Source organism: Salininema proteolyticum, assembly GCF_042685645.1.
Classification (GTDB): domain Bacteria; phylum Actinomycetota; class Actinomycetes; order Mycobacteriales; family Micromonosporaceae; genus Salininema; species Salininema proteolyticum.
Map to the genome: position 1 here is coordinate 2,901,412 of NZ_JBHUNX010000001.1, position 26,907 is coordinate 2,928,318.

25 protein-coding genes are annotated in these 26,907 nt (G+C 68.7%); 10 read left to right on the top strand and 15 right to left on the bottom strand.

Features of this window, described 5'->3' with window-relative positions; genetic code table 11:
- Window position 1 precedes the first annotated feature (1 nt).
- Genes ACFTE1_RS13465 through nhaA form a run of 5 tightly spaced genes read left to right on the top strand, consistent with a single transcriptional unit; the run spans window position 2 to window position 7,506 of the window.
- Complete coding sequence (locus ACFTE1_RS13465) at window positions 2-1,399, top strand: FAD-binding oxidoreductase (RefSeq protein WP_380622442.1); 1,398 nt, start codon at window positions 2-4, stop codon at window positions 1,397-1,399.
- Entirely contained in the window at window positions 1,399-2,802 is a 1,404-nt protein-coding gene (locus ACFTE1_RS13470) for a cytochrome P450 (protein ID WP_380622440.1), read from the top strand. The genes ACFTE1_RS13465 and ACFTE1_RS13470 overlap by 1 nt, the downstream gene beginning before the upstream one ends.
- 3 nt (window positions 2,803-2,805) lie before the next feature.
- A complete protein-coding gene (locus tag ACFTE1_RS13475) occupies window positions 2,806-4,236 on the top strand; it encodes an aldehyde dehydrogenase family protein (protein WP_380622438.1) in 1,431 nt (476 codons plus the stop codon).
- Window positions 4,236-6,059, top strand: coding sequence for a peroxidase family protein (locus tag ACFTE1_RS13480; protein ID WP_380622436.1), 1,824 nt, complete (start codon window positions 4,236-4,238; stop codon window positions 6,057-6,059). Before ACFTE1_RS13475 ends, ACFTE1_RS13480 begins: the two co-directional genes overlap by 1 nt.
- Before the next feature lie 19 nt (window positions 6,060-6,078).
- A complete protein-coding gene (gene nhaA / locus ACFTE1_RS13485; protein WP_380622434.1) occupies window positions 6,079-7,506 on the top strand; it encodes a Na+/H+ antiporter NhaA in 1,428 nt (475 codons plus the stop codon).
- A 72-nt stretch (window positions 7,507-7,578) separates the two neighbouring features.
- On the opposite strand, the gene ACFTE1_RS13490 is transcribed toward nhaA, so the two are convergent.
- From ACFTE1_RS13490 to ACFTE1_RS13515, 6 genes are all read right to left on the bottom strand, one after another.
- Window positions 7,579-8,586, bottom strand: a complete 1,008-nt coding sequence (locus ACFTE1_RS13490; RefSeq protein ID WP_380622432.1) for a GNAT family N-acetyltransferase — start codon at window positions 8,584-8,586, stop codon at window positions 7,579-7,581.
- Window positions 8,587-8,639: 53 nt separating this feature from the next.
- Window positions 8,640-9,647: a GNAT family N-acetyltransferase gene (locus ACFTE1_RS13495; RefSeq protein ID WP_380622430.1), complete on the bottom strand. Its 1,008-nt coding sequence runs from the start codon at window positions 9,645-9,647 to the stop codon at window positions 8,640-8,642.
- 347 nt (window positions 9,648-9,994) lie between these two features.
- A complete protein-coding gene (locus ACFTE1_RS13500) occupies window positions 9,995-10,867 on the bottom strand; it encodes an aldehyde dehydrogenase family protein (protein WP_380622428.1) in 873 nt (290 codons plus the stop codon).
- On the bottom strand, window positions 10,864-12,276 hold the full coding sequence (locus ACFTE1_RS13505; protein ID WP_380622426.1) for an aldehyde dehydrogenase family protein: 1,413 nt from the start codon (window positions 12,274-12,276) through the stop codon (window positions 10,864-10,866). The genes ACFTE1_RS13500 and ACFTE1_RS13505 overlap by 4 nt, the downstream gene beginning before the upstream one ends.
- A 2-nt stretch (window positions 12,277-12,278) precedes the next feature.
- On the bottom strand, window positions 12,279-13,205 hold the full coding sequence (deoC, locus tag ACFTE1_RS13510; protein ID WP_380622424.1) for a deoxyribose-phosphate aldolase: 927 nt from the start codon (window positions 13,203-13,205) through the stop codon (window positions 12,279-12,281).
- A gap of 252 nt (window positions 13,206-13,457) precedes the next feature.
- Window positions 13,458-14,120 carry a FadR/GntR family transcriptional regulator gene (locus tag ACFTE1_RS13515; RefSeq protein WP_380622422.1) on the bottom strand — a complete coding sequence of 221 codons (663 nt, stop codon included), beginning with the start codon at window positions 14,118-14,120 and terminating at the stop codon, window positions 13,458-13,460.
- Between the two features lie 273 nt (window positions 14,121-14,393).
- Between ACFTE1_RS13515 and ACFTE1_RS13520 the strand changes: the two genes are divergently transcribed.
- Window positions 14,394-16,046 carry a phospho-sugar mutase gene (locus ACFTE1_RS13520; protein ID WP_380622420.1) on the top strand — a complete coding sequence of 551 codons (1,653 nt, stop codon included), beginning with the start codon at window positions 14,394-14,396 and terminating at the stop codon, window positions 16,044-16,046.
- A gap of 51 nt (window positions 16,047-16,097) precedes the next feature.
- Here ACFTE1_RS13520 and ACFTE1_RS13525 read toward each other — a convergent pair whose 3' ends face one another.
- Entirely contained in the window at window positions 16,098-16,406 is a 309-nt protein-coding gene (locus ACFTE1_RS13525; protein WP_380622418.1) for a hypothetical protein, read from the bottom strand.
- Between the two features lie 444 nt (window positions 16,407-16,850).
- Here ACFTE1_RS13525 and ACFTE1_RS13530 point away from each other — a divergent pair, with 444 nt between their 5' ends.
- Window positions 16,851-17,900 (top strand): questin oxidase family protein, encoded by a 1,050-nt coding sequence (locus tag ACFTE1_RS13530; RefSeq protein WP_380622416.1) that lies wholly within the window; start codon window positions 16,851-16,853, stop codon window positions 17,898-17,900.
- Window positions 17,901-17,951: 51 nt separating this feature from the next.
- Here the strand turns inward: ACFTE1_RS13530 and ACFTE1_RS13535 are convergent, their stop codons facing one another.
- A complete protein-coding gene (locus ACFTE1_RS13535) occupies window positions 17,952-18,389 on the bottom strand; it encodes an RlpA-like double-psi beta-barrel domain-containing protein (protein WP_380622414.1) in 438 nt (145 codons plus the stop codon).
- A 279-nt stretch (window positions 18,390-18,668) separates the two neighbouring features.
- Window positions 18,669-19,289, bottom strand: coding sequence for a TetR/AcrR family transcriptional regulator (locus ACFTE1_RS13540; RefSeq protein ID WP_380622412.1), 621 nt, complete (start codon window positions 19,287-19,289; stop codon window positions 18,669-18,671).
- Between the two features lie 36 nt (window positions 19,290-19,325).
- Here ACFTE1_RS13540 and ACFTE1_RS13545 point away from each other — a divergent pair, with 36 nt between their 5' ends.
- Window positions 19,326-20,021, top strand: a complete 696-nt coding sequence (locus ACFTE1_RS13545) for a hypothetical protein (protein WP_380622410.1) — start codon at window positions 19,326-19,328, stop codon at window positions 20,019-20,021.
- 43 nt (window positions 20,022-20,064) lie between these two features.
- On the opposite strand, the gene ACFTE1_RS13550 is transcribed toward ACFTE1_RS13545, so the two are convergent.
- Window positions 20,065-20,424 (bottom strand): DUF952 domain-containing protein, encoded by a 360-nt coding sequence (locus ACFTE1_RS13550; RefSeq protein WP_380622408.1) that lies wholly within the window; start codon window positions 20,422-20,424, stop codon window positions 20,065-20,067.
- A 127-nt stretch (window positions 20,425-20,551) separates the two neighbouring features.
- On the opposite strand from ACFTE1_RS13550, the gene ACFTE1_RS13555 reads away from it, so the two are divergent.
- Window positions 20,552-21,562 carry a hypothetical protein gene (locus ACFTE1_RS13555; RefSeq protein ID WP_380622406.1) on the top strand — a complete coding sequence of 337 codons (1,011 nt, stop codon included), beginning with the start codon at window positions 20,552-20,554 and terminating at the stop codon, window positions 21,560-21,562.
- A 136-nt stretch (window positions 21,563-21,698) separates the two neighbouring features.
- On the opposite strand, the gene ACFTE1_RS13560 is transcribed toward ACFTE1_RS13555, so the two are convergent.
- Together ACFTE1_RS13560 and ACFTE1_RS13565 are read right to left on the bottom strand one after the other, a co-directional pair.
- A complete protein-coding gene (locus ACFTE1_RS13560; RefSeq protein WP_380622404.1) occupies window positions 21,699-22,136 on the bottom strand; it encodes a type II toxin-antitoxin system VapC family toxin in 438 nt (145 codons plus the stop codon).
- A complete protein-coding gene (locus tag ACFTE1_RS13565) occupies window positions 22,133-22,441 on the bottom strand; it encodes a toxin-antitoxin system HicB family antitoxin (protein WP_380622402.1) in 309 nt (102 codons plus the stop codon). Before ACFTE1_RS13565 ends, ACFTE1_RS13560 begins: the two co-directional genes overlap by 4 nt.
- Before the next feature lie 476 nt (window positions 22,442-22,917).
- Between ACFTE1_RS13565 and ACFTE1_RS13570 the strand changes: the two genes are divergently transcribed.
- Window positions 22,918-23,340 (top strand): restriction system modified-DNA reader domain-containing protein, encoded by a 423-nt coding sequence (locus ACFTE1_RS13570; protein ID WP_380622400.1) that lies wholly within the window; start codon window positions 22,918-22,920, stop codon window positions 23,338-23,340.
- A gap of 148 nt (window positions 23,341-23,488) precedes the next feature.
- Here the strand turns inward: ACFTE1_RS13570 and ilvC are convergent, their stop codons facing one another.
- The 3 genes from ilvC to ACFTE1_RS13585 are packed head-to-tail and all read right to left on the bottom strand — an operon-like array spanning window position 23,489 to window position 26,896.
- Window positions 23,489-24,499, bottom strand: a complete 1,011-nt coding sequence (gene ilvC, locus ACFTE1_RS13575; RefSeq protein ID WP_380622398.1) for a ketol-acid reductoisomerase — start codon at window positions 24,497-24,499, stop codon at window positions 23,489-23,491.
- 13 nt (window positions 24,500-24,512) lie between these two features.
- Window positions 24,513-25,040, bottom strand: a complete 528-nt coding sequence (gene ilvN, locus ACFTE1_RS13580) for an acetolactate synthase small subunit (RefSeq protein ID WP_380622395.1) — start codon at window positions 25,038-25,040, stop codon at window positions 24,513-24,515.
- Entirely contained in the window at window positions 25,040-26,896 is a 1,857-nt protein-coding gene (locus ACFTE1_RS13585) for an acetolactate synthase large subunit (protein ID WP_380622392.1), read from the bottom strand. The genes ilvN and ACFTE1_RS13585 overlap by 1 nt, the downstream gene beginning before the upstream one ends.
- Between the last annotated feature and the right edge of the window lie 11 nt (window positions 26,897-26,907).

Sequence of the window (26,907 nt, forward strand, 5' to 3'; positions counted from 1 at the left end):
CATGCTCACCGACATCGACTCGCTCGTAGACCGGCTCGCCGAGGGCCTGGACCCGTCCGACATCCGCACCGACGCCGACACGCGGAGCGAGCACGCCCGCGACTCTGCCCCGTTCTGCGAGGTCGGCGACCCGGCCATAGTGGTGTTCCCGCGCTCCACGGCGCAGGTGCAGCACGTCATGCGGACGGCCTCGCGCATGAACGTCCCGGTCGTTCCGCAAGGGGCGCAGACCGGCCTGGCCGGGGCGGGCGCCGCCTCGGAGGGCTGCGTCGTGATGAACCTGCGGGAGATGAACCGGATCCTCGCCGTCGACCCGGCCAACCGGACGGCCGCCGTGGAGCCCGGGGTGACCACCAGGGAGCTCAAAGAGGCCGCCTCGGCGGCCGGACTGGCTTACCCTCCCGACCCGGTCAGCTTCAACGACTGCACGATCGGCGGCAACATCGCCACCGGGGCCGGCGGGGTCTGCTGCGTCAAGTACGGGGTGACGGCCGACTACGTCCGCAAGATGACCGTGGTCCTGGCCGACGGCAGCCTCATGAGCATGGGAGCCGACACCGTCAAGAACGTCGCCGGGATCAACCTGATGCAGCTCTTCATCGGCTCGGAGGGGACGCTCGGGATCGTCGTGGAGGCGACCGTGGCGCTGCGTCCGCTGCCGACGGACGCCCTGGGTCTGCTCGCGCAGTTCCCCTCGACCTCCTCCGCCGGCGCGGCCGTCGCGGCGATCGTCGCCGCCGGGCACACGCCCTCGGCGATGGAGCTGATGGACGCCACCGCGACCGGGGCGGTGTCCGAGCTCGGCCACCCGGACCTCGTGGACGCCTCCGCCACCTGCCTGATCGTCGAGTCCGACGCGCCCACCAAGGAGGAGGACGTCCGCGCCATGGCCGCGCTGTGCGAGGAGAGCGGCGCCTCCCGGGTGACGGTCGGATCCGACTCCGACACGGCCGAAAGGCTGCTCAACGCGCGGCGGATGGTCCCACTCGCGCTCAGGGAGAAGGCCATGTCGATCTCCCCGACGGCGGTGTCCTTCATCGAGGACGTGGCCGTGCCGCGCACCAACCTCGCGCAGCTGATCGACGAGATCGAGGCCGTCAGCGAGCGCCGCGGGGTGTGGATCGCGACCATCGGGCACGCCGGAGACGGCAACCTGCATCCGATCGTGGTCTTCGACGCCGAGGACCCCGGCCAGAACAGGGCCGCGCAGGCGGCCTACGACGACATCATGTCCGCCGGGCTGCGCCTCGGCGGGACCATCACCGGGGAGCACGGGGTGGGGACCCTCAAGAAGGAGTGGCTGGCCGACCAGGTCGACCCGCTGGAACTGGCCTTCATGAAGGGCGTCAAGAGAATGTTCGACCCGCAGGGGATCCTGAACCCCGGAAAGGTGCTCTGATGACGGAGAGCTCGGAGGCCTGGCCGCACATGACCGGCTGGGAGAAGGCCAAGACCACGGCCCTGCACACGCTTCCGGCGCTGTTGGGAGGCGGGGTCATGGCGCGCAACCGGACTCGCGCCGTCCTCAACCGCTTCACCGACCCGGCCATGGTCGGGCATTTCGACCGGGTGCGGGAGAAGTACCACGGGCTTCCGGTCTGGGGCCCGAGGGGAACTCTCTACCTGCTGACCGAGGCCGACGCGCGCGAGATGCTGCAGCAGTCGGCGACGGTCTTCTCGACGGCGAGCGACGAGAAGCTGGCGATGCTCGGGCGCATGCAGCCCGACGCGGTCATCCTGACCAGGGGCCCGTTGCGGGAACGGCGCAGGGAGATCAACGACAGCGCCCTGAGCTACCACCAGCCGGTCCCCGCCGATTCCGAGACGCTGGCCCGGATCGCCGAGTCGGTGATGGGCGACCTGCTCTCCAGCTCGATGGTGACCGGCTCGCTCTCCTTCGCGGCGTTGAAGTCCGCGTTGGAGAAGGTCGGGCGCCTGGTCTGCTTCGGTTCGCCGGCCCGGGACGACGACGAGTTGTCCGGCCTGGTCGACGCCCTGCGCCGGGACGGCAACTCCTTCTACCTCAAACCCGGCGCGAAGAGGCGGGTCGAGAGGAACCACGCGGACCTGATGGAGCGGATACGCTCGTACGCCTCTCGTGCGGAGGACTTCAGCCTGGCCGCCCGGCTGTCCCACGTCCCGTTCGAGGACGAGCGGAAGCCGCTGGGGCAGATACCGCACTGGCTGATGGCCATGTCGTTGATGACGCCGATCGCCATGCGGACGCTGACCCTGCTCGATGCCTATCCTCGCAGCCTGGCGCGGACGCGTGAGGAGCTGGACGCCGCCGACCGCCACCACCGCCGCGGCTCCGCCGGGCACCTCATGGCCCAGCCTTATTTCAAGGCCGTCATCCTCGACGCCGTCCGGCTCTACCCCGTCGTCCCCAACATCTCGCGGGTGACCACGTCCCGGGCGCGGCTCGGCGGGGCCGAGGTAGAGGAGGACACTCCGATCCTCATTCCCGCCAACTTCCTCGCCCGGGGCAGGGCCCGCGGAGAGGACGCCGACCGGTTCAACCCCGACGCGTGGATCACCGGCGAGGCCGCCGACTCCTGCGCCTACCTGCCCTTCAGCAAGGGGCCGGGGTCGTGTCCCGGTCGCGACGTCGGCATGTTCCTCCTGCACTACACGATCGGGGCCCTGCTGCGCCGCGCCGACTTCCGCAGCCGCCGCCAGATGTTCGATCCGACCGGGCCGCTCCCGAAGGCCAACCTGCTGTGGCGGTCCGGCTGGTCCGTCACGGAGCGGACTCCGGCTCCGAAACCGACCACCGCCGTCCATTCCTACCAGGAGGGGTGACCCGTGCCGGCCACACTGAACGCCACACATTCCGATATGGAGTCCGCGGTCTCCAAGGCCCGCGGCATAGCGCTCTGGTGGGACGAGGTGGGGTTCGCCCACCGCAGGCGTCACCTGTCCCGCTGGTGCGCCGCGATCAGCAACAACGCCAAGGACCTCGCCCGGATCTGCCATCGTGAGACGGGGAAGCCGGTTCCTACCGGGGTGCTGGAGATCGCGCTCGCTGTCAACTCGCTGCGGTGGGCGGCGGCCAACGCCCGGCCGCTGCTGGGGCAGCGGCGTCTCCGTTCGTCGGGGGCGTTTCCGGACTACACGTCGTCGCTGTGCTACCGCCCGCACGGGACGGTCGCGGTCATCGGCTCGACCGACCTGCCGCTGTACGCCGACATCATTCAGGTCGGGTACGCGCTGGCCGCAGGCAACTCCGTGGTGCTCAAGCCGAGCGAGTACGCTCCCGCCACCGGCCAGGCGCTGGTCCAGCTCTTCCAGCACGCCGCCACCGAGGCGCCGGTCGTCCGGGTCGTGCACGGCGACGGGAGCGTCGGGGAGGACCTGTGCCGTTCGTCCGTGGACGCGGTCTCGTTCGTCGGTTCGCGTCGGGTCGGGCGGTCGGTCATGGGCGTGTGCGCCGAGCGCCTCAAGCCGCTCGTTCTGCAGTGCGGCGGTAAGGACTCGCAGATCGTCGATGCCGACGCCGATCCCGAGGAGGCGGCCGCCTCGGCGGTGTACGCCGCGTTCGCCGGCTCGGGCCAGGCCTCGGTGGGGATTCAGCGGGCCTTCGTCCACGCCGACGTCTACGACGTCTACCTGCGCCGCCTCACCCAGCGGGCGGCCAGGCTCACGGTCTCGGACGATCCCTGGGCCGACCTGGGGCCCTTGACGAAGCACGAGCGCTGCCGCCAGTTGGGCTCCGCCATCGAGGAGGCCGTCGAGAACGGGGCGACGGCCGTCCTGGGAGGGCCGGAGGACTTCAGTCCGCCCTACGCGCCGCCGACGATTCTCGTGGACGCGCCCATGGACGTCCGGGTCATGCGCGAGGAGGTCCCGGGCCCGGTCCTATGCGTGACGCGGGTCGACTCGATCGCCGAGGCCAAGGCGCTGGCCGACTCCACGGCGGGCGGTATCGCCGCCTCGGTCTTCGCCCACCGCAACGCGCCGCTGCTGGCTCGTACCAGCCGGACGGGCATGACGGCGATGAACTCGGGACTGTCGTGGGCGACCCAGCCGGCGCTGCCCTTCGGGGGCGTCGCGGGGCTCGGCCGTGTCGGCGGGCCCGACGGCCTGCGGGCCATGGCGCGGCCCAAGGCCGTGGCCGCTCCGCGGCCCGGTTTCAAGGTCCGCACTCCGCTGTTCGGGAAGCCCGGCGAGACCGGGTCCAGAGAAGTAGCCGACGCGCTGGTCAAACGGCTGCGTCGCCGATTCGGGAGGGTCTGATGGCTGTCGATCGCGCCGGCTCGGTTCCGGGGAGGAAGTCCGGGAAGAGCACGCACAAGACGAAGAACGGGAAGGGTCCGGGCAGGGAATGGCATGAGAAGCCGTTCCCGCTGGCGGTCCTGGACCTCGCCCGCATCCGCGACAGGATGCGGGAGGAGAACCTGCACGACACCTACGTCTTCGGCGGCGAGGCCACTCGGCGGGCCGTGGCCGAGGGGCGGCTGCCCTGGCACCGGACGTACGACGGGTCGGGCTACGCCGCCGACGACGTCGACATGGGCCGCGCCTGGACGCGTTTCGACCGCAACCAGAACCTGGAGGACATCGAGCCGAAGTTCGGCATGTTCGACCCCTCTCCGCGCGACGTCAGCGAGGCGCTGCTCAAGAGGGAGACGTTCCAGCCGGCCGAGATCGTCAACGTCCTGGCCGCCGCCTGGATCCAGTTCGAGAACCACGACTGGTTCTTCCACGGCGAGTCGCCGGCGGACCATCCCATGGAGGTGCCGCTGTCGGACTCGGACCCGTGGACGGACCGGCCCATGTGCGTGCGGCGGACCATGCCGGACCCCACCCAGACGGGGCTGGACCATCCGAGCACCTTCATCAACACCCGCACCCACTGGTGGGACGGCTCGCAGATCTACGGCGTCTCCGAAGAGCAGAACAGGGCGATGCGCACCGGGGAGCACGGCAAGATGATCGTTGACGACTTCGGACGCCTCCCGCTGGAGTCCGACCCGGGGCTCGGCGGGATCGAGCGGACCGGCTTCAACGAGAACTGGTGGGTGGGCCTGTCGCTGCTGCACACGCTGTTCGTCAAGGAGCACAACGCGATCTGCGACATGCTCGCGCGCAAGTACCGCCGGTGGGGCGACGAGCGGCTGTTCCAGACGGCCCGGCTGGTCAACGCCGCGCTCATGGCCAAGATCCACACCGTCGAGTGGACCCCGGCCGTCCTGCCCAACCGCGTCACCCGGTTCGCCATGAACTGCAACTGGTACGGCGCGCTGGGCAAGACAGTGCGCGAGAAGTTCGGGCGCGTCTCGCGGAACGAGGCGGTGTCGGGGATCCCCGGCTCGCCCTCCGACCACCACGCGGCGGCGTACTCGCTCACCGAGGAGTTCGTCACCAGCTACCGTCTCCATCCGCTCATCCCCGACGAGTTCCGGATCCGCTCCCACAGGGACGGCTCCCTCATCTCCGAGACGGGGTTCATGGAGCTGCAGGGCAACGGGACGAGGGACGCCACGGACCTCTACGGGGCCGACAACATCCTCTACTCGTTCGCCACCAGCCATCCGGGGGCGATCACCCTGCACAACCACCCCGACGCCCTGCGGGACCTCGCGAAGGTCAACGGGGAGCACGTCGACCTGGGGACGATCGACGTCCTGCGCGACCGCGAGCGCCTGGTCCCCCGGTACAACGACTTCCGGCGGATGGTGGGCAAGGCGCCGGTCGAGCGGTTCGCCGACCTCTCGCCGAACGCGCGGTGGGTCGAGGAGATGCGGGAGGTCTACGACGACCGGATCGAGGCGGTCGACGCCATGGTGGGTATGTACGCCGAACAGCCCCCGGAGGGGTTCGGGTTCTCCGATACGGCCTTCCGGGTATTCGTCCTGATGGCGTCCCGGAGGCTCAAGTCCGACCGGTTCTTCACCGACGACTACCGGCCGGAAGTGTACACCCCCGAGGGAATGCGCTGGATCGAGGACAACTCGATGTCGACCATTCTCTGTCGCCACCATCCCCGTCTGGCGCCTCACCTGGACGGGGTGAATAATGTATTCGCGCCCTGGCCGAAATATGATCGGGGCTCATGACACCCAGTGAGGAGTACCAGTGAGCGAACCTGCGCCGAAGACCGACCTGTGGGAGACGAGGCCGACCTTCCTTCATTCGGACAAAGCGATAGCGCGGTACATAGGGCGTCCCGCGGCGCAGTTCCTCAAGATCGAGCCCGCCGGCGGGCTCGTTCTTCTTTTGTGCGCCGTGGCGGCCCTGGTCTGGGCGAACTCGGCCGCCGGGTCGACCTACGGCGAGTTCTGGCACACCGAGATCACCGTGGACCTGCACGTCACGTCCGTGTCGATGTCCCTGCAGCACTGGGTCAACGACGGGCTGATGGCACTGTTCTTCTTCGTGGTGGGCCTCGAGATCAAGTCGGAGATCGTCTCCGGCGAGCTGGCCAACCCGAAGGCGGCGGTCACGCCGATCGCGGCGGCGCTGGGCGGGATGATCGTGCCCGCCGCGCTCTTCTTCGCCTTCAACGGCGGCACGCCGGGCGCCGACGGCTGGGGCATCCCCATGGCCACCGACATCGCCTTCGCGCTCGGGGTCGTGGCCCTGTTCGGCAAGCGCATCCCCTCGCCGGCGCGTATCTTCCTGCTGACGCTCGCCATCGTCGACGACCTCGGCGCGATTCTCGTCATCGCCGTCTTCTACACCGCCTCGCTCTCCTCCGCCTGGCTGGCGGTGGGCGTGGCCATCGTCGCCGTCGTGGTGCTGATGCGGCTCCTGCGCGTCTGGTCGCCGACGGTGTACGTCATCCTCGGCGTCGCGCTGTGGTTCGCGCTCTTGCAGAGCGGCGTCCACGCCACCATCGCCGGCGTCGTCATGGGCCTGCTGTTCAGCGCCCGTCCCCTGTTCAACCCCGAGGCCACCCGTTCGCGCCTGAGCCAGAAGGTCCTGACGCCGCTGGACTCGGAGGACACGCGCAAGATCGAGCTGCTCGGCCGCGAGTCGCAGCCTCCGTCCGAACGGATCCAGCGTCGCCTCCACCCCTTCTCGACGTTCTTCGTCCTGCCGGTCTTCGCCCTGGCCAACGCCGGCGTCCCGGTCACCGGGGACGCGCTCAGGGAGGCCTTCTCCCACAACGTCACCATCGGCATCGTGGTCGGACTGCTGGTCGGCAAGTTCGTCGGCGTGATGGGAACGTCGTGGCTGGTCGTCAAGCTGGGTTGGGGTTCGAGGCCGAACAACACCTCGTGGGGCGTCATGGCCGGCCTGGCCATCGCCGCGGGGATCGGTTTCACCGTCGCCCTGTTCGTCACCGAGCTGGCCTTCAGCGGGTCGGAGCTGCTCGACCAGGCCAAGATCGGCGTGCTGGCCGCTTCGGCGATCGCGGCGCTGCTGGCCGTCCTGTTCCTGGCGATAGCCACCCGCGGTTCCAAGGGCGCCGCCGCGTCGTCAGATTCTGAGGCGACGGCCGGCGGCGACGGATCGGTGAAGTCCCCCGCCCTGGGCGACCCCGTCGACCCGCGCGGCTAGAGCCGAGTACTGCCGTGTGAAAAACGGGGGCGGGCCCGAAGCCCGCCCCCGTTTTTCACGCCCTCTGAGGGCTCATGCCTTCTTGACGTATTCCGCGTAGACCTCGACGGTCTGGAAGCCCATCATGTCGTTGATGCGGTTCATGTGGGTGTTCGTGTCAGCGTTGCCGGTGCGCAGGCGCTTCACCCCGGGGAACTCCTCGCGGAGGCGTCGCAAGTTCTCGATCTTGACGCGGATGCCGAGCTTCTTGCCCCGGTGAGCGGGGTCGACCAGCGTCATGCCCTGCCCGGCGAAGTCCGCGTCCTTGCTCGGCACCGTGTACTGGGTGAGGGCGGCGACCTCGTCGTTCTCGTCGAGGGCCACGGTGTTGATGCCGAAGGAGCCCCGCGCGGCGAGGCTCCGCTCGGCCTCGCGCATCCGCTCGGCGTCCATCTGGAAGTCCTCCATGTCGACGTCGCCGGTCGGCGCTTCGCTGAGGAAGATGCCCATCAGGCGGCAGAAGGAGTCGACGACCTCGTCCGGGGCGGATCCCATCCACGTCAGGGTCCGGTAGCCGGGCGAGGCGGCCTTCGACTCGTCGAGGAGCCCCTGCTCCCGCTCCCCCAGGGCGTCGACGTCGGCGCCCCGGTTCAGCTCCCGGAGGCTGATCTTGAAGCCGTTCTTCGCCAACAGCTCGGAGGCCGCCGGACTGCGGAAGGGCCCGCCCTCGGCCGGTTCCCGGGCGGCGCACATGAAGGTGGTGCGGCCGTTATCACCGGCGGTCCGAACCGCGTCGTCGAGCAGTGCCTGCCCGACGCCCTCGCGCCTGCGGTCGGGGTCGACCGCTCCGGTGATGGTGGCGAGGTGTTTGTTCTCCCGGTCGTTGAGGGTGATACTGGAGCACCCGGCGAGCCTGCCGTCCTTCCACACGCCGCGGCGCAGAGTGCGGTGGCCGGGAAACTCGTTGCCGAAGCCTGCCCGGAAGGCCTCCTCCACGGGAGGCGGGTTGCCTTGGCGCTCTTGCTCGTGAACGGTCTTGGTCAGCCGCCACAGCTCGTCGACGACGGCGGGATCGGAGACGTCCAGGTTATCTATCTGCATCATTGGATTGTGCCCCAAGCATTTCGAACTGACAATCGAATTAGGCCCCGGGCTCACAGCTCCTTGAGGTACTCGACGTCGATCTCGACGCTCCGGAACCCCAACCTCTCGTTGATCCGGTTCATGTGCTCGTTGGTCTCGGCGTTGGCGGTCAGCAGCCTTTCGACCTCCGGCGCCTCCTCGCGGAGCCTCCGGAGGTTCGCGATCTTCACGCGAGTGCCGAGCCGGCGGCCCCGGTGGGCGGGGTCGACCAGCGTCATGCCCTGGTTCGCGTAGTCCACGCCGGCGGGGACCATGTACTCGGTGATGGCGGCCACCTCTCCGTCCCCGTCGAGGGCGACGGTGGTCACCAGGGTCATGCCCCGGGCCGCGAAGCCCCGCTCCTCCCCGCGCTGGCGTTCGGGGGTCATCTGGAAGTCCTCCAAGTCCAGTTCCCCGGTGGGCATCTCGCCGAGCAGCTTGGCGAAGAGGCGGCAGAAGGACTCGATGACGTCCTCGGGGCAGGGGCCCACCCAGGTCCGGATCCGGTAGCCCGGAGAGGCCGCCACCGATTCCTCGAACAGCTCCCGCTCCTCTTCCTCCCCCAGAGCCGCGACGGGGGCCATCCGGGAGTGCTCGCGCAGGTTGAATCGGAAGCCGTTCTTGAGTTTGAGCCTCGTCGCGGCCGGGGAGCGGTCGGGCCCGTCCTCGGCCTGTTCGTAGGCGAAGCCGAGGACCCTGGTCCGGCCGGCCTTCCCGGCGACGCGGAGCGCGTCCTCCACCAGGGCCTGGCCCAGGCCTCTGCGGCGCCGGGCGGGGTCGACCACTTCCCGGAGGAAGGCGAGGTCCTTGTTCTCCAGTTCGAAGACGGTGACGGTGTGGTATCCGACGAGCCTGTCGCCCTCCCAGATCCCGCGGCGGAAGTGGCGCTCCCCGGTATCGGTGTGGGCGAGGCGGCCCCGGAAGGACTTCTCGGTCGGAGGAGGGGTGCCCTCCCGGTCGTGCGCGTAGGACGCCGCGGTGAGGCGCCACATCTCGTCGGCGGTGCGGGGGTCGGCTGCGTCGAGGTCAACTATGTCCATTGATTGATTGTGAACCGGGGCCCGGGACGGGGCAATCGATTAAACGCCCCGAACGCAGAGGAGCGCCGCGTCCGACGGGGTCGGGCGCGGCGCTGTCGTCAATCGCCATATACGCTACTTTCTGCAGACTTTATTCTCTGGGGCCGCTGGGCCCGGGGTCGGACAGCTCTATCGCCCCCTTCCTTCTCGGCAACGGCAGGTCCTGTGCGATTTTCATGCCCTCATCCACATCGTAAGGTCTCAGGGGCTCGAGTAATGACATCCGCGTGAAAAAGGCGGAGGCTGTCCGGATGGCGACAGCGAAGGGCCCGCGGGAGAGAATCCCGCGGGCCCTTCGCTCGGTCCTGTCAGTACCCTCCGCCGACTCCGGCGGGCATGGCCGCCGGCTGCCACGTCGTCTTGTACTGCATCCAGTTCTTGATGCGGTCCAGCGAGTCCTCGTCCAGTCCGGGACGGCGCACGCGCTTGAGCGTCTCGGCCGCGGCGGCCTCCAGCTCCTTCGCCAGAGCGGCGTCCTCCACGCCCTGGAGGTCCAGGCCGTTGACGTCGTCATGCGAGGCGATCCACGGCGCCACCTCGGCGACCGGTCCGCTGAGGACGTTGACGACCCCGCCGGGCAGGTCGCTCGTGGCGAGGACCTCCGCGAGGCTCAACGCCGGAAGCGGGCTCTTCTCGCTGGTCAGCACGACCACCGCATTGCCCGTGGCGATGGCGGCGCCGACCGCGTCGACCAGGCCGTAGAGCGGGTCGTCCTGCGGGGCGACGACGCCGACCACTCCGACGGGCTCAGAGCTCGTCACGTTCGAGTAGGGTCCGGCCACGTCGTTGTTCGACGAGACCAGGGCGGCGGCCTTGTCGGTCCAGCCCGCGTAGTGGATCAGGCGGTCAATGCTCGCCGCGACGACCTCCGCGGCGTCGTCCAGGTCGATCCCCTGGGCCTCGACCAGCTCCTCGACGTACTGGGCGAAGCGGCCCTCCAGCATCTCCGCGGCGCGGTAGAGGATCTGGCCGCGCAGGTAGGCGTTGGCGCCGGCCCATCCGGACTGGGCCTTGCGCGCCGCCGCCACGGCGTCGCGCGCGTCCTTCCTCGTCGCACGGGGCGCGTTCGCCAGGTGGTCGCCCTGGGCGTCGGTCACGGCGTACGTCCTTCCCGACTCGGAACGGGGGAACTTCCCGCCGATGTAGAGCTTGTAGGTCTTGAGAGTCTTGAGCCGGCTCATTTCAGGTAGCCCTCCAGTCCTTGGCGCCCGCTCTCGCGGCCGTACCCGGATTCCTTGACGCCGCCGAAGGGGCTGGCCGGGTCGAAGTTGTTGTACGTGTTGGCCCAGACCACGCCGGCCTTGAGGCGGTCGGCGGTCCATCCCAGCTGGGCGGGGTCGCTGGTCCACACGCCCGCGGCGAGGCCGTAGGGCGTGTTGTTGGCCTTGGCGACGGCCTCGGCCGGGGTGCGGAAGGTGAGCACGCTCAGCACGGGGCCGAAGATCTCCTCGCGGGCGACGGTCATCGACTGCTGCACGTCGGTGAAGATCGTGGGCCGGTGCCAGAAGCCGTTCTCCGGCAGGTCGACTCCGGTGTCCCAGAGGCTCGCGCCCTCGTTCTCGCCCTGGCCGACCAGGTCGCAGATGCGCTCGAGCTGCTCGGCGGAGTTGATCGCGCCGATGTCGGTGTTCTTGTCCAGCGGGTCGCCGAGGCGCAGCGTGGACAGGCGGGCCTTGACCCGCTCGACGACCTCTCCGGCGACGCTCTCCTGCACCAGCAGGCGGGAGCCGGCGCAGCAGACGTGGCCCTGGTTGAAGAAGACGCCCTTGATGATGCCCTCGACCGCCTGGTCGACCGGGGCGTCGGCGAAGACGATGTTGGCGCCCTTGCCCCCCAGCTCCAGGGTGAGCCTCTTCTTCGTCCCGGCCACGGCACGGGCGATGCGGCGGCCCACGGCGGTCGAGCCGGTGAAGGCGATCTTGTCGACGTCCGAGTCCACGATGGCCGCACCGGTCTCCCCGGCCCCGCCGAGGATGTTGACCACGCCCGGGGGCAGTTCGGCCTCCTGGCACAGCTCGGCGAACTTGAGCGCCGTCAGCGGGGTCGTCTCGGCGGGCTTGAGGACGACGGTGTTGCCCGTCGCCAACGCCGGGGCGATCTTCCAGGCCAGCATGAGCAGCGGGAAGTTCCACGGGATGACCTGTCCGGCGACGCCGAGCGGCTCGGCGCCGGGACGGACGTGGTCGAGCTTGTCGGCCCATCCGGCGTGGTAGAAGAAGTGCTGCGCGGCCTGCGGAATATCGAAGTCGCGGGTCTCCTTGATCGGCTTGCCGTTGTCGATCGTCTCGGCGACGGCGAACTCGCGGCCGCGCTCCTGGAGGAGGCGGGCGATGCGGTAGAGGTACTTGCCGCGCTCGATGCCCGGCAGGGCGGCCCACGTCTTCTGGGCCCGGCGGGCGGCCTTGACGGCGCGCTCGACGTCGGCCTGTCCGGCGACGGCGTAGGTGTAGGCCTCTTCACCGGTGGCGGGGTTGACGCCGCCGGCCTTCTCGCCGGCCCCGGCCTCGGTGAACTCGCCGTCGAGGAAGAGTCCGTAGTGGTCGTTGATGTTGGCGGGCGCGGATTCCGGCGCGCTGGCGTATTCGAACATGGCTAGTCCACCGTGACGTAGTTAGGGCCGGAGTAGCGGCCGCTGGAGAGTTTCTGGCGCTGCATGAGCAGGTCGTTGAGGAGGCTGGAGGCACCGAAGCGGAACCACTCGCTGGACAGCCAGTCGTCCCCGAGGACCTCGTTGACCGTCACCAGGTACTTGATCGCGTCCTTGGTGTTGCGGATGCCGCCGGCGGGCTTGACGCCGATCTGGACGCCGGTCTCGGCGCGGAAGTCGCGGACGGCCTGCATCATCAGCAGCGTGACCGGGAGGGTCGCGGCGGGGCTGACCTTTCCGGTGGAGGTCTTGATGAAGTCGGCCCCGGCGTGCATGGCCAGCCAGGAGGCCCGGTTGACGTTGTCGTAGGTGGCCAGTTCGCCGGTCTCCAGGATGACCTTCAGGCGGGCGTCGCCGCACGCCTCCTTGACCGCGGTGATCTCGTCGTAGACGGTCTCGAGGTCGCCCGACAGGAAGGCGCCGCGGTTGATGACCATGTCGATCTCGGTGGCCCCGGCCGCCACGGCGGCGCGGGTGTCGTCGAGCTTGACGGGGAGCGGGGCCTGGCCGGACGGGAAGGCCGTGGCTACCGAGGCGATGTTGACGCCGGTGCCGCTCAGAGCCTCGGCGGCGACCGCGACCATGGACGGGTAGACGCAGACGGCGGCGGTTCGGGGCGCGCCGTGGCCGGGATTGGCGGCCTTGGCGCAGAGGGAGCGGACTTTGCCGGGCGTGTCCGCGCCTTCGAGGGTGGTGAGGTCGACCATGCCGATGGCGAGGTCGATGGCTCTGGCCTTGCTGTCCTTCTTGACCGACCTGGTGGAGAGGTCGGCCGCTCGTGCTTCCAGCCCTTGGGCGTCTACGCGCGGCAAGGTGCGCACGAGGGCGGCAGCTGTGGCGCCGCTGGTAACGCTACCTGAAATTGATCCCATGATCGGATGATACCTGAGGCTCTCTCGCATGAATGACACGGTCACGGCCATTCTGGCACAGGCCTCGGTGCGCCGAGACCCCAAAAGGGGATCGGCTCGGCCACAGGCGGAGAGGAGGGGGAGCGAAAAAGGCCGGCCCCGCCTCGACCGCCTGTGGAGCGGTCGGCGGGGCCGGCCCGAAGACTGGGGATGCCGCCCTGGTCGGTCCGGCGCCTGCAGGGCGCGCGAGGGCGGAGATCCCGGGCTCGGAGGTCACTCCTCGACGAGCTCCTTCATGTAGATCGTGGTCTCGGACACGGCGCTCTCTGCGTCGCCGTCGATGATGGCCTGGATGGCGCGGATGTGGTCGATGTGGGGCTGGTCGAAGTTCCCCAGCCCGGTACGGACGGTCTCGCCGAGCGACTCGGACAGCTCGCGGTACAGGTCGGAGAGCAGCTTGTTGTGGCTGGCGTCGGCCACGGCCTGGTGCAGCGCCACGTCCGCCTCGATGAACTCCTCGTACTTCCTCGCCGCGTAGGCCTTCTCGCGGCGCTCCAGGGCGTCGCGGAGGATCTGGACGTCCTGGTCGGTCCTGCGGTGGGCGGCCAGGCGGGCCGCCTCCAGCTCGAGGCCCCGGCGGACCTCCATGGTGTCCGAGGCGTGCGAGGCGGCGATGCGCGAGCGCACCGACTCGGTGGCCTCGGAGGTGGAGACGACGAAGGTTCCCGAGCCCTGGCGGACCTCGAGCAGCCCGGCGTGGACGAGGACCCGCACTCCCTCTCGCAGGGTGTTTCGGCCGACCCCGAGCAGCTCGATCAACTCGGTCTCCGGCGGGATCCGCTTGCCGACCCGCCACTCCCCAGAGGTGATCTGGGTGCGCAGCTGGCCGATCACGTGATCGACCAGGCCAGTCTTGCGGGCCGTTTCTATAGCCATCGTTGGCAACCTCCGGGGGACGGGTCGAAAGTTCGTCAAAGGGCGGCGTGCCAGTGAAGCATGCCGCAGTCTCGTTCAATTAAAACAGACGTACAGCCGGAGGCCACCCTCAGGTCGAAATTCATCCCATCATTTGCTCATAGGACTAATGTCACAATTCACTGTATCATCCTCGTGTTACCTGGGCGCGAGGGCCACGGGGCCTGACCTCGACCGTAGCCGACGGCGCTCGGGAGGGCCCCGGAAGACCGGGCCCGTGGAAAGATTAGGGCCATGAGCAATGAGCTGAACCTCGACGACCTGAAAGGGACCGTCGCCGAGTGGATCGCCGACGATCCGTCCGAGTCGGACCGTGCCGAGCTGACCGACCTGCTCGAACGCCTGCCCGAGACCGCCGACGAATTGGCCGACCGCTTCTCCGGCCGCCTGGCATTCGGCACCGCCGGCCTCCGGGGCGAGCTGCGCGCCGGCCCCAACGGGATGAACCTCGCCGTCGTCTCCGCCGCCGCCAAGGGGCTCGCCGACTGGCTGGATTCCGAGAACGCCGTCGGCGGCGTCGTCATCGGCTTCGACGCCCGCTACGGATCCCGCGACTTCGCGCTCCAGACCGCGCGCATCGTCCGCGCCACCGGGCGCGAGGCGTTCGTCATGCCCCGCACCCTGCCCACCCCGGTCCTCGCCTGGGCCGTCGGCGAGTACGAGGCGGCCGCCGGCGTCATGGTCACCGCCAGCCACAACCCGCCCCGCGACAACGGCTACAAGGTCTACCTCGGCCGTGGGCTGGGCGGCGAGCGCGGCGCCTCCGCGCAGATCGCCCCGCCGGTCGACGAGAAGATCGAGGCGGCCATCAACGCCGTCGGGAGGCTCGCCGACATCCCGCTGGGAGACGAGGGGACCACCCTCCCCGAGGACATCCTCGCGAACTACCTCTCCGCTATCGGACGGGCCGTGGACGCCGACTCCCCCCGGGACCTCTCGGTCGTCGCCACGCCCATGCACGGAGTCGGCGGGGAGACCCTGGTGAAGGCCTTCGCCGGAGCCGGGTTCGCCGAGCCGGCCCTCGTCGCCGAGCAGGCCGAACCCGACCCTGACTTCCCCACCGTCAGCTTCCCCAACCCGGAGGAGCCCGGTGCGATGGACCTGCTCCTGGCCCTGGCCGGGGAGAAGGGCGCCGATGTGGCCATCGCCCTCGACCCCGACGCCGACCGCTGCGCCGTGGCCGCGCCCGACGGCGCGGGAAAGTGGCGCGCGCTGACGGGCAACGAGACCGGCGTGCTGCTGGCCGACCACCTCATGCGCAAGGGCGCCCGCGGCACGTACGCGACGACCATCGTCTCCACGACCCAGCTGGGCCGCATGTGCGAGGCGCGCGGCGTCCCCTACGCCGAGACTCTGACCGGCTTCAAGTGGATCTCGCGCGCCGCCGACGAACTGGCCTACGGATTCGAAGAGGCCCTGGGCTACTGCGGAACGCCCTACGTGGCGCGGGACAAGGACGGCATCTCCGCCGCCCTCCTGGTCGCCGAGATCGCCGCCGGGCTGAAGGCCGACGGGCGCACTATCTTCGACCGCCTCGACGAACTGGCCGCCGAGTTCGGCGTCCACGCCACCGGGCAGGTCTCCGTCCGCGTCGAGGACCTCTCCCTCATCGGCGACATGATGGCTCGGCTGCGTGCGAGCCGTCCCGAGCGGCTCCTCGGCGACGCCGTCACCGAATACCTGGACCGCGAGGACGCCAACGTCGTGACGGTGCGGACCGCCGACTCGCGGCTCGTGGTCCGGCCCTCGGGCACCGAGCCGAAGCTGAAGGCCTACCTGGAGGTTCGCGTCGACGCCGAGGGCGACGTCGCGGCGGCGCGGCCGAAGGCCGCCGAGCGGCTGGACCGGCTGGCCGACGAGACCAGGGGCCTGCTGGGCATCGAGTAGGGCCCGAACGGACTCCGGGGCGGGCACGCGGTGTCCGCCCCTTCTTCCGCCTCAGTAGTCGCGGCCCCGCGGCGGCCTCGGTGCGGCCCGGCGCGGCGGCTCCAGTTCCCGTGCGACGCTCAGGGAGAAGCTGTGCTCCGACACGGCTCCGCGCATGAACACCGTTATCCCTCCGTCCGGGGCCTCGAAGACGCGGCGGCCCTTGTCGAAGGTCGGGTGCTTGGGCTTGTACTCGAAGGCCAGGCTCCTGGCCCTGGAGAGCGCCTCGTCCCGAGTGGCGTAGGGGCCCTCCAGGACCCGGGCCACATAGGGGGTGTTGACGTTCTGCAGCTCGTTGACGATGACCGACCACTGCTCCATAAGCTCCGCGCCTCCTCCTGCAGCACCCTCAGGCTGAACGACGCGTCCCGGGTCGCCCCGTAGACGACGACGGTGTAGTCGCCCCTCCCGTCCACCAGGATCCGCCGCCCCCGCTCCATGGCCGGGTGGTTGGGCCGGTACTCGTAGGCGAAACGGCGGGCCGCCTGGCGCGCCTCGGCCTCGGCGGCGAAGGCCGGCTCGAGGACCGTCGGCCACGGGACCATCTGGTGCCCGCTGCCGCCCAGCTCTTCCAACAAGATCACCCAGTGCACGTTCGCCTCCTATCCCGACCAGTCTAAAAGGCGCCGTCCATCCGCCATATGGGACACCGCGATCCCAGGAAACGGTCGGTTGTTCCCAACCCTTGAAAAGCGGAATCCGGTCCGGTCCAATGAAGTTGAACGTTATGAACGGACGACGACCCCCTCAGTGAAGGAAAGCACCATGGAATCCGGACGACTCGACGCACTCTACGAAGCCTGGACGAGGCTGCACTCCACCGGACCGGAGTTCAACGACTGGCTCAGCAACCACGGCCCCATGGCCGCCGAGGCGCTCGTCCGCCACGGATACGCCGACAGGATCCCCGCCTGGCTCGACTCCTATTCGCAACGGCTGGAGGAGAGCCCGCGCGGGATCCACCCCGTCACCGCCGACAACTGGCAGGAGGCGCTCGGCGACCCCCGGAGGCTGGGCGACTGGCCGGACTTCTTCCGCCGCGAACTGGCCGAAGCACCCTGGGAGGACGTCCTGGCCGCCTGGTGGCCCCGACTCCTCCCCGGGATCGCGGCCGGAGCGACCCACGGCGTCATCCGCGTCGGCCACGCCGTCCGCATCGCCCGCGAGGCCGGCGCCAACGAGGTCACGCTGGAAGAACTGGCCCAGGCTCTGGCGTACTGGGCCGCCCGGTGGCAGCCCGTAGTCGACCCGCGCACTCCCCGAGGGGAGGCGGAGCTGCTCGACGCGCTGAAGGCCGTGGGCCCGATCAAGCACCGCGAACACGGCATCCTGACCCGGCTCGAACAGCTGGAGGAGACGCCTACCTGGCGGACGGACCAGGAGGCCGCGGCTCCGGCCGCCGATCCGGAGGAGTTCCTGCGGCGGCTCGTCTCCGCGGCCGTCGAGTACTACCGCACGCGGGGGAACGGCAACCCCGTCATGCTCGTGCACGCCGCCACCGCGCCGAACGCCGTGCTGCGCTCCCTGCCCTCCCTGCCGCGCGAGCTGTGGAGGCCCAGTGCGGAGGCGGCCTGGACGGCCTCGGCGGCGCTCGCGGCGATCTACCAGCCGGACGAGCCCGTGCCGGAGGAGCGGCAGAGGGAGTTCGCTTCGGTCGCCTCGGGCATGGACGAGGCGATAGCCGAGGCCACGACCACCGGCGAGGAACACGCGATCAAGTTCGCCGACACGGCCGCCTCGGTCCTGGAATGGGACCCGGGGGCGAGCTCGGCGGCCGCCACGGTGTCGTGCGCGGTCATGATCAAGAACGATTGAGAACGGGCCGGGTTCCGCCCCGGCCGGGTACGCGAACGGAACGGCCGCGGCTCATACCTCGTAGGGTCGCGGCTCTCCCGGTTCGCCCGGTCCCGAACCCCATTCCAGCACTTCGTAGGTCACCGGAATGCGACCGGCCTCGACTCCTTCGAGGGTCTCCATCGTCTCGGGGTCCAGGTCCAGCATGACGCCCTCGGACGAGGGGACGCCGGGGCCCCGGTCGCCGATGAAGCCGTCGACGCACTCGCCGTCGTCGTTGCAGACGCGGACCTCGGTGCCCAACGGCCAGGACGGGCTGGCGAACAGTCCGGCCCGCATGGGCTCGCCGGTCGCCGTCTGCTCGTCGTGGAACCAGCTGGCAGTCGTGGCCCCTTCGTAGACGGCGTCGGAATCCTGTTCGCGGCCCTGTTCGGCGTTCCACGAATCCGGCTCGTCGTAGAAGGCGAACACCATCGCCGAGAGTCCGGTGACCGCCATCGCCGCGCTCATTGCGGCGGTTCGCCTTATCCGACCGGTTCTTAGGGACGCGGAATCCAATGTCTCCCTGCCTTGGTTCGGGTGCGGTTCCGCAGCGGCGCGCCGCTGCCCTGACCACGCTAGCGGGATGTCCGGGACCTCGCAGGGCATCAGCGGGCGGTGCGCCTTTTCTCACAAGGAACGTCGATATATCGCATCGTTCGCGACGTCCGTCGCGAAACGCCCGGAACGTCCTTCGGTCTCCCGTTCGAGAGGCTCCCGAATGGGGCCCTGACCGCCGCCCGTCGGCGATCAGAGCAGGAGTTCGCGGACCAGCGCCTCGCTCCACCACTGCTCCACGCGCTCAGCGGTCCAGCCGCGCTCGCCGGTCAGGGTGTTGAACACGTCTATGTTGCACAGCGCCGCGTACACGTCCAACGCCATGTGGATGTCGGTCCGTCTCCTGTCGGCGGGCCAGTCCGCGAACACCTCCGCGCGCAGCTCGTCGGCCCGTCGACGCCCCTGTTCGTAGAGGTCGGCGAGGTCCGGCTCGGTGCGGCCGGCCTCGCGCACCATCGCGATCAGGTCGCCTTCCCGCTCGAACAGCCGCCGGTCGAAGGCGGCCATGGCGGCGAGCTGCCCCTCCGGATCGCCTTGCGCGGCCGTCAGCTCGGCGAATTCCTGGCGGAGGTCGCCGGCCATCACGGCGGCCTCGATGAGAGCCGACGCCAACCCGGACTTGTTGCGATAGGCGGCGTAGACGGTCGGGGCCGACACCCCCGCCTCTCGTGCGACGTCTCGCACCGTCGTGGCCGCCCAGCCCTTCTCGACGAACAGGCGGCGCGCCGCGGAGGCGATGTCCGCGCGCGTCTCCTGTGCTTTCGCGGTGCGCCGCAGCGAATCGTACGCGCGCCGCTGTTTCGGTTCGGCCATGTTCCCTATTGACTTTCTACCGTGTACATTAAATATATGCCTAGTAAAATGAAATATTCTGCGGCGTTCCACCTGGTCACCGGCCTGTCCGGGATCGGCTTCGCCGCCGTCATCTTCCTCGTCAACATGATCATCCTAGTCCCCGCCGGGGAGCCGGCGCCCGGCAGCGACGTCGGCGCCATCGTCGACTTCTACGGCGCCGAGGACGGCGCCGTGACCCTCGCTTCGATGTTCCTCCCGGTCTCCTGGTTCGCGGCGACGCTCTTCGGCGTCGGCGCCGTGTCCGCCGCGCGCGGGGCCGAACGTGAACGGTCCGAGGCGTGGTCCCTGGCGGGGCTGGCCGGGATACTCCTGCAGAACGGGACCTTCGCCGTCCTCAGCGCCGTCCGCATCACCCTGGCCGAGACCGGCGGTTCCGTCGCGCCCGAGGCCCTGGCCGTGTTCCACGACGCCCTGCTCCTCCTCAACGGGACTTTCCTCGCCCTGGCCCTCACCGGCCTGTCCATCGCGGGGCTGCGTTCGGGAGTCGTCCGCCGGTGGCAGGCCTCCGTGGGCTTCTGCGCGGCGGTCCTTCAGTTCGCCTCCGCCGTGCTGGCCCCGCTCGTGCTGGAGCACGGCGGCGCGCTCGGATACATCGGCCTGGCCGGCTGGCTGCTGTGGGTCGTCTGGCTGGTCTGCTACGGAATCGCCCTCATGCGGTTCGGGAAGCGGCGGAGCCTCGGGAGGGCGTGAGCGGCCGACCTGGGCCGAACACCGGGGAAGGACTCCAACGGACTCAGAGCGTCCGGTCGGGGTCGAATCGGAACCGCCCGCTCTCGTCCCTCTCCAGTGGATGCAGGCTCACCACGGCGTCCACATTGAGTGGACCGTAGACGTGCGGGTAGGCCTCGGTCTCGTCTTCGTCGTCCGGCACTTCGAAGACGACCTCCGCCTTCACCCGCGCCTCGTCGATGCCGAGGACCATGAGGCCGTCGTCGTCGGCGTGGACGCAGTTCGCGACCGCGTCGATCTGGTGAGCCGAACTGCAGTGGATGAAACCTACGGCGTCCAGGGTGGCGTTCTTGGTCGACTGGCGGTACTCGCCCTCTTCCCGGGCGCGGGACCAGATCTCGGGGGACGTGATGTGAAAGATCATGACCCCCCATCGTATCGCGGGGAGGGTGGGGTTTTCCTTACCCCGGATTCGCCAGCGTACGTGACTGTGCCGCAAGGGGAACAAAACTAGCGTTGTCTTCAGAGCACCACCCTACGAAGGACGCGACATGAACGACACCCTGAACCCGCCCCCGGAGGCGCGGGCCCGGTCCATCCGGTCCTGGCACCTTCCCCTGCTGGTGAACGCCTGCCTCATGACTGGCCTGGCGGTCTTCTCCGCCGTGGCCGTCTTCATCGACGACCGCACGCTCCTGGGAGAGTCCGTGTGGGTCAAGCCCCTGAAGTTCGGCGTTGCGTTCGCCGCCTACGCCGCCACCCTCGCTTGGCTCTACGGACGGTTGACGAAGTGGCGCCGCACCGCCTGGTGGACCGGGTCGGTCTTCGCCGTCGTCGGCGTCGTCGAGGTCGGCGTCATCGCCTTCGCCGCCGCGCTGGGGACCTACAGCCACTTCAACCAGTCCGACGATCCCGCCAACCGGTTCGTGCAGGAGACCTTCCAGTACGGCGTCCCCGGGATCTTCATGACCGGCATGCTGCTGGCGATCCTCGTGCTGACGCAGCGCATGGGCGACAAGGCGCAGACGAACGCCCTTCGCTGGGGCCTGGGGCTGTCCGTGCTGGGAATGGCCTCGGCCTACCTGATCGTCTCGGTGTCCGCCGAGTTCGACGAGCGCACCGTGCTCGACGCCGGCGGGAACGAGGTGCCCCTGTCGGGCTCCCACGGCGTCGGCGACCCCGACGGCGGCGGCATGTTCCTGACCGGTTGGAGCACCACCGGAGGCGACATGCGCGTGGCCCATTTCGTTGGTCTGCACGGCATCCAGGTCATGATCCTCGCGGCCGTGGCGATCGCCTACCTCTCCAGGAAGACGCGGCTGTTCCGTGTGGAGAGCGTCCGCAACGGCATCGTTCACTCATTGGCCCTGGGGTATCTCGGTGTCTTCGCGACCCTGGTGTGGCAGGCGATGGAAGGCGAGGCGTTCGTCGATCCTAGCGCCGGGACGATCGCCGCCCTCACGGTATCGGGCGCCGTGGCGGTGCTGGGGTCGCTGATCGCCGTCGCGCGAGGACAGGCCGTGCTGAAGAAGGAAGAACCCCTCCCAGAGCTCATCTCCTGAACACCCGAAGAGGAAGCGCCGCGCGGTGGCAGTCCGTGCGGCGCTTCCGCGTACACAGTCATAGGACTCCGCCGGGACACGCTCCGCACCAACTCGTCAATTACCGATCAATCCAGTCTGCACAGGTCGTTCTCACTCAGAGAATCCGGAAGCCTTTGGACTCGGCCACGGCCGCCTGGTCTTTGTCCCTGGAAACGAATCCGTACTCCTCTCCGACGGCGAGCTGGGGAACCATCAGTACGGCAGAGGCGACATGCCAAGCGTCCATGGCCCTGATGCCGTGTTCGACGACGATGCCGTAAGCCGCCCGCTCTACCTCGTTCTGCGGGGCACCGATGACGGTGATCGGCCCCTCGTCGCTGGTGTCGGCCTCCCACGCGGCCAGGAGGACTCCTTGGTCGCCCCGAAAGCACTTGGCCGCACGGACCAGCGCACCGGCAACTTCGATCAGTGTCCAGGTTCCGGTGACCACGACGAGGTCGGGATCGTTCAACAAGTCGAGCGCACCCTCATGGCCCTTCTCGTCCGGAAGATACGCCCGCACTAGGACGGAGGAGTCCGCATAGACGATCACAGGCGTCCCCTGTCCTCTTCGATCAGCGAGTCGGCGATCTCTCCGGCTCCCCGCATGGACCGGATGGCCTTCTCCCTCAAGTCGTCAGGGTCCGCCTGAGGATCGGGCAGGGCATGCCGGTTCGCCAGGATTCCCAGGCTCAGCGCCCTGGCTCGGACGCGTTCGCGGCGCGACGTCCGGTGGTCGTTGCCGATCAGGGCGAGCACCTCATTGGCGATGGCGTTGATCGAACGGCCTTCTTCTCGCGCCCTCGCGGCTAGACGAGCGTGGAGTTCGTCGTCCACTCGAAGCAGCAGTTGTCTCATTCCAAAATTATATCACTTACTTCGGAGTGATATCACATCACTTGATTCAGTTCGGACGCCGAAACGCCCTGCCGGATGGACGTCCGGCAGGGCCCAGCAATACCGCTGACCTGCTGTGTTACGCGGTCTCGGTGATCTTGTTCTTCACTCAGAGCGTGACGATTTCACGGAAAGCGCCTGAGAGCCTCAGGACCCTCAGGTTCTTCTACTATCGTGTCCAGTCGGCCACGGGCCAGCCCCCGCTGAAGCGACTCCAACACCAGCATCTGATGCGCACCGAGGAACTGTTGGAAGTTGCACATCGCCGACCGACTCCCGAGGATCCTTCATCCATTGAGTGACCTCCGGTGAGATCGCATCCTCCGCCAACGGGCGAATCTGCGACACGCCCTCTGACATCCGCGATCTATCTCGAAAACTCCCTATAATCAAGATTTCGGAGTACACAATTTTTCGAGACTCTTCGAGGAGGGGCCATGCCGCCTAACACCAGGCAAATCACCATACCTGCCCAGATCTACCACGAGCTCGAGACGCTGGCTCGGTTCGGCGAGAGCCCGGGCGACGTCATCAAAAGGCTCATGAAGAACGAAGCCGACGAACCGGAGGCCGACCACGATGAAGAACGAGGCTACCTCTTCGAACTCGTCCAGAAAGGATACCTGTCCGCAGACCAGGATCTGGTCGTCGACCAACCTCGCAAGGGTCTCCGACACCGTGCCAAAGTGACGTCAGCGGGGAAGATCGAGATCCAGTCCGGAGAGGTTTTCTCCAGCCCGACCGGAGCCGCCAACGCATGTCTGGGAGGATCCAACAACGGTTGGGACAAGTGGCATGTCAAGGACACTGGCGAGTCGCTGAGCGACCTGAGGTCCAAGTCGAAGAAGTCCCGCCGATAACAATTGTGAGGCGGGCACCCGTACCGATGTCCGTCTTCCTCACACCTCGTTTCAGCACGGCAATGGCCGCCGCTGTGTTCAAGGACTTCATGGGCAATGGGCAAGGCCCCGTCGGAGATTCCGGCGGGGCCTTGCTGCGGCTAAGGGTTTAAGCGGTCTCGGTGATCTTGTTCTTCACCCACGGCATGAGGTCGCGGATCTCGGCGCCGACCTCTTCGATCTGGTGCTTGGTCTGGTCCTCCTGGAGCTTGGCGAACTTCTTGCGCTCCTTGGACTCCTGGACCCACTCCTTGGCGAAGGTGCCGTCCTGGATCTCGGTGAGGATGCGCTTCATCTCGGCCTTGGTGTCGGCGTTGATGACGCGCGGCCCGCGGGTGACGCCGCCGTACTCGGCGGTGTCGGAGACGGAGTACCACATGTTGGAGAGGCCGCCCTCGTAGACCAGGTCGACGATCAGCTTCATCTCGTGCAGGCACTCGAAGTAGGCGGCCTCGGGCTCGTAGCCCGCCTCGACGAGGGTCTCGAAGCCGGCGCGGATCAGCTCGGCCACGCCGCCGCAGAGCACGGCCTGCTCGCCGAACAGGTCGGTCTCGGTCTCCTCCTTGAAGGTGGTCTTCAGGACGCCGGCGCGGGTCCCTCCGATGCCCTTGGCGTAGGAGAGCGCCACGGCCTGGGTGTCGCCCGACGGGTCCTGCTCCACGGCCACGAGCGCCGGAACGCCCTTGCCGTCGACGAACTGGCGGCGGACGAGGTGCCCGGGCCCCTTGGGGGCGACCATGGCCACGTTCACGTCGGCGGGCGCCTGGATCAGGTCGTAGCGGATGTTGAACCCGTGGCCGAACATCAGGGTCTGGCCGGCGCGCAGGTTGGGGGCGATCTCCTTGGCGTAGAGGTCGGCCTGCACGGTGTCGGGAACCAGGATCATGATGACGTCGGCCCACTGGGCGGCCTCGGCGGGGGTCTTCACCTCGAGGCCGGCCTCTTCGGCCTTGACGCGGGACTTCGATCCCTCCTGCAGGCCGATGACCACCTCGGTCCCAGAGTCGCGCAGCGACAGGGCGTGGGCGTGCCCTTGGGAGCCGTAGCCGAGGACGGCCACCTTCTTGCCCTGGATCAGGCTCAGGTCGGCGTCCTTGTCGTAGAAAACTTCTGCTGCCATGGGAAATCGTTCCTTACTTTGTAGTCTGCGGTGGTAGGTAGCGGGTCAAGCTGGTCATCGCCTTGGGTCCGCGGCCGAGGGCAACGGTACCGGACTGGACCAGTTCGCGAATTCCGAAAGGCTCCATGACTTCGTAGAACGAGATGATTTTGTCGCGGTTCCCGGTGAGCTCGAAGGTGATGGTGTCGGGTGTGACATCGATGGAGCGGGCCTTGAACAGGCCGGCCGCGTCCAGCACCTGGCCGCGGGTGGCGGCGTCGGCGCGGACTTTCACGAGCAGCAGTTGCCGCTGCACGGAAGCGTGTGTTTCGAGTTCGACGATCTTGAGCACGTGGACGAGCTTGTTGAGCTGCTTGGTCACCTGTTCCAGGGACTGGTGCTCGACGTCGACGACGATGGTGACCCGGCTGATGCCGGGGTGTTCGGTCTCGCCGACGGCGAGGGAGTCGATGTTGAACCCGCGCCGCGAGAAGAGCCCCGCCATGCGGGCCAGGACGCCGGGTTTGTTCTCCACCAGGACGGAGAGCGTGTGCTTGGACATCACAGCTCCTCCCCTTCTTCGAATTGCGGACGGAGGTCGCGGGCGTAGAGGATCTCGTCGTTGGACAGCCCGGAGGGGACCATGGGCCACACCATGGCGTCCTTGCCGACGATGAAGTCCACCACGACCGGTCGGTCGTTGATCGCCTGGGCCTGTTCGATGACCCGGTCGACCTCTTCGGGCGTCTCGGCGCGCAGCCCGACACACCCGAGCGCCTCGGCCAGCGCCACGAAGTCGGGGATGCCGCGCCTCGTGGGCGCCCCCGCCTCGGAGTCGCCGGAGGGCCGGTGCGTGCTGAGGTCGGTGTTGGAGTAGCGGCTGTCGTAGAACAGCGTCTGCCACTGCCGCACCATGCCGAGGTTGCCGTTGTTGATGACGGCGACCTTGATGGGCAGCCCCTCGATGGCGCAGGTGGCCAGCTCTTGGTTGGTCATCTGGAAGCAGCCGTCGCCGTCGATGGCCCAGACGGTGCGGCCGGGGTGGCCCATCTGGGCGCCCATGGCGGCGGGCACGGCGTATCCCATGGTGCCCAGGCCGCCGGAGTTGAGGAAGGTGCGGGGCTTCGTGTACGTGACGAACTGGCTGGCCCACATCTGGTGCTGGCCGACGCCGGCCGCCCACACCGTGTCCTCGGGGGCGAGCGCGTTGAGCCGCTCGATCACGTACTGCGGGGCCATTTCGGGGCCCTCGTTCTTCTCATACCCCAGCGGGTAGCGCTTCTTGAGGTCCTGGATCGAGTCCCACCAGGGCACCAGCCGGGAGGCGTCAGGGGTCAGGGCCCCGTAGGCCTCGATGATGGCGGTGACGGCGGCCTTGCAGTCGCCGACGATGGGGACGTCGGCGGTGCGGTTCTTGCCGATCTCGGCGGGGTCGATGTCGACGTGGACGATATTGGCGTCGGGCGCGAAGGTGTCGAGCTTGCCGGTCACGCGGTCGTCGAAGCGGGCGCCGAGGGCGACGATGAGGTCGGAGTTCTGCAGCGTGTAGACGGCCGGGACGGATCCGTGCATGCCGGGCATGCCGACGTGCTGCGGGTGGTCGTCGGGGAAGGCCCCCAGGGCCATCAGGGTGGTGCAGACGGGCACGCCGGACTGGTCGGCCAGGGTCCGCAGCTCTTGGTGGGCTCCGGACTTGATGATCCCGCCGCCGGCGTAGAGCACGGGGCGCTTGGCCTGGGCCAGGAGCGAGGCCGCTTCGCGGATCTGCTTGGAGTGCGGTTGGATGACCGGTCGGTATCCGGGCAGGTGCATCGTGGGCGGCCAGGAGAAGGCGGCCTTGCCGGCCTGGACGTCCTTGGGGATGTCGACCAGGACGGGGCCGGGGCGGCCGGTGGAGGCGATGTGGAAGGCCTCGGCGAGGATCCGCGGGATGTCCTCGGTGTTCTCGACGAGGTAGGAGTGTTTGGTGATCGGCATGGTGATGCCGTGTATGTCGGCCTCTTGGAAGGCGTCCGTCCCGATGGAGGAACGGGCGACCTGTCCGGTGATGGCGACGATGGGGATGGAGTCCATGTGCGCGTCGGCCAGGGGCGTGACCAGGTTGGTCGCGCCGGGTCCGCTGGTGGCCATGCAGACGCCGACCTTGCCGGTGGCGGCGGCGTAGCCGGTGGCGGCGTGCCCGGCGCCCTGTTCGTGGCGGACGAGCACGTGGCGGACGGCGGAGGAGTCCAGAAGCGGGTCGTAGGTGGGGAGGATGGCGCCGCCGGGAATGCCGAAGACGGCTTCTACATCGAGCTTTTCCAGGGTCTTGACGAGGAGTTCGGCGCCGCTCAGTGCGACGTCGGCCTGTTCGCGCGGCCGCGGCGGGGGCGCCGGTTTGGCCGCCTTGGGGCGGGTGCCCTTCGCTTCGGTACTCATTGATCCATCCG

Bases quoted from the DNA above. Each gene is read 5' to 3' on its own strand.
- ACFTE1_RS13465 (WP_380622442.1), top strand. From the start codon at position 2: ATGCTCACCGACATCGACTCGCTCGTAGACCGGCTCGCCGAGGGCCTG.
- ACFTE1_RS13470 (WP_380622440.1), top strand. From the start codon at position 1,399: ATGACGGAGAGCTCGGAGGCCTGGCCGCACATGACCGGCTGGGAGAAG.
- ACFTE1_RS13480 (WP_380622436.1), top strand. From the start codon at position 4,236: ATGGCTGTCGATCGCGCCGGCTCGGTTCCGGGGAGGAAGTCCGGGAAG.
- ACFTE1_RS13490 (WP_380622432.1), bottom strand. From the start codon at position 8,586: ATGCAGATAGATAACCTGGACGTCTCCGATCCCGCCGTCGTCGACGAG.
- ACFTE1_RS13495 (WP_380622430.1), bottom strand. From the start codon at position 9,647: ATGGACATAGTTGACCTCGACGCAGCCGACCCCCGCACCGCCGACGAG.
- ACFTE1_RS13500 (WP_380622428.1), bottom strand. From the start codon at position 10,867: ATGAGCCGGCTCAAGACTCTCAAGACCTACAAGCTCTACATCGGCGGG.
- ACFTE1_RS13505 (WP_380622426.1), bottom strand. From the start codon at position 12,276: ATGTTCGAATACGCCAGCGCGCCGGAATCCGCGCCCGCCAACATCAAC.
- deoC (WP_380622424.1), bottom strand. From the start codon at position 13,205: ATGGGATCAATTTCAGGTAGCGTTACCAGCGGCGCCACAGCTGCCGCC.
- ACFTE1_RS13515 (WP_380622422.1), bottom strand. From the start codon at position 14,120: ATGGCTATAGAAACGGCCCGCAAGACTGGCCTGGTCGATCACGTGATC.
- ACFTE1_RS13520 (WP_380622420.1), top strand. From the start codon at position 14,394: ATGAGCAATGAGCTGAACCTCGACGACCTGAAAGGGACCGTCGCCGAG.
- ACFTE1_RS13525 (WP_380622418.1), bottom strand. From the start codon at position 16,406: ATGGAGCAGTGGTCGGTCATCGTCAACGAGCTGCAGAACGTCAACACC.
- ACFTE1_RS13530 (WP_380622416.1), top strand. From the start codon at position 16,851: ATGGAATCCGGACGACTCGACGCACTCTACGAAGCCTGGACGAGGCTG.
- ACFTE1_RS13535 (WP_380622414.1), bottom strand. From the start codon at position 18,389: ATGAGCGCGGCGATGGCGGTCACCGGACTCTCGGCGATGGTGTTCGCC.
- ACFTE1_RS13540 (WP_380622412.1), bottom strand. From the start codon at position 19,289: ATGGCCGAACCGAAACAGCGGCGCGCGTACGATTCGCTGCGGCGCACC.
- ACFTE1_RS13545 (WP_380622410.1), top strand. From the start codon at position 19,326: ATGCCTAGTAAAATGAAATATTCTGCGGCGTTCCACCTGGTCACCGGC.
- ACFTE1_RS13550 (WP_380622408.1), bottom strand. From the start codon at position 20,424: ATGATCTTTCACATCACGTCCCCCGAGATCTGGTCCCGCGCCCGGGAA.
- ACFTE1_RS13555 (WP_380622406.1), top strand. From the start codon at position 20,552: ATGAACGACACCCTGAACCCGCCCCCGGAGGCGCGGGCCCGGTCCATC.
- ACFTE1_RS13565 (WP_380622402.1), bottom strand. From the start codon at position 22,441: ATGAGACAACTGCTGCTTCGAGTGGACGACGAACTCCACGCTCGTCTA.
- ACFTE1_RS13570 (WP_380622400.1), top strand. From the start codon at position 22,918: ATGCCGCCTAACACCAGGCAAATCACCATACCTGCCCAGATCTACCAC.
- ilvC (WP_380622398.1), bottom strand. From the start codon at position 24,499: ATGGCAGCAGAAGTTTTCTACGACAAGGACGCCGACCTGAGCCTGATC.
- ilvN (WP_380622395.1), bottom strand. From the start codon at position 25,040: ATGTCCAAGCACACGCTCTCCGTCCTGGTGGAGAACAAACCCGGCGTC.
- ACFTE1_RS13585 (WP_380622392.1), bottom strand. From the start codon at position 26,896: ATGAGTACCGAAGCGAAGGGCACCCGCCCCAAGGCGGCCAAACCGGCG.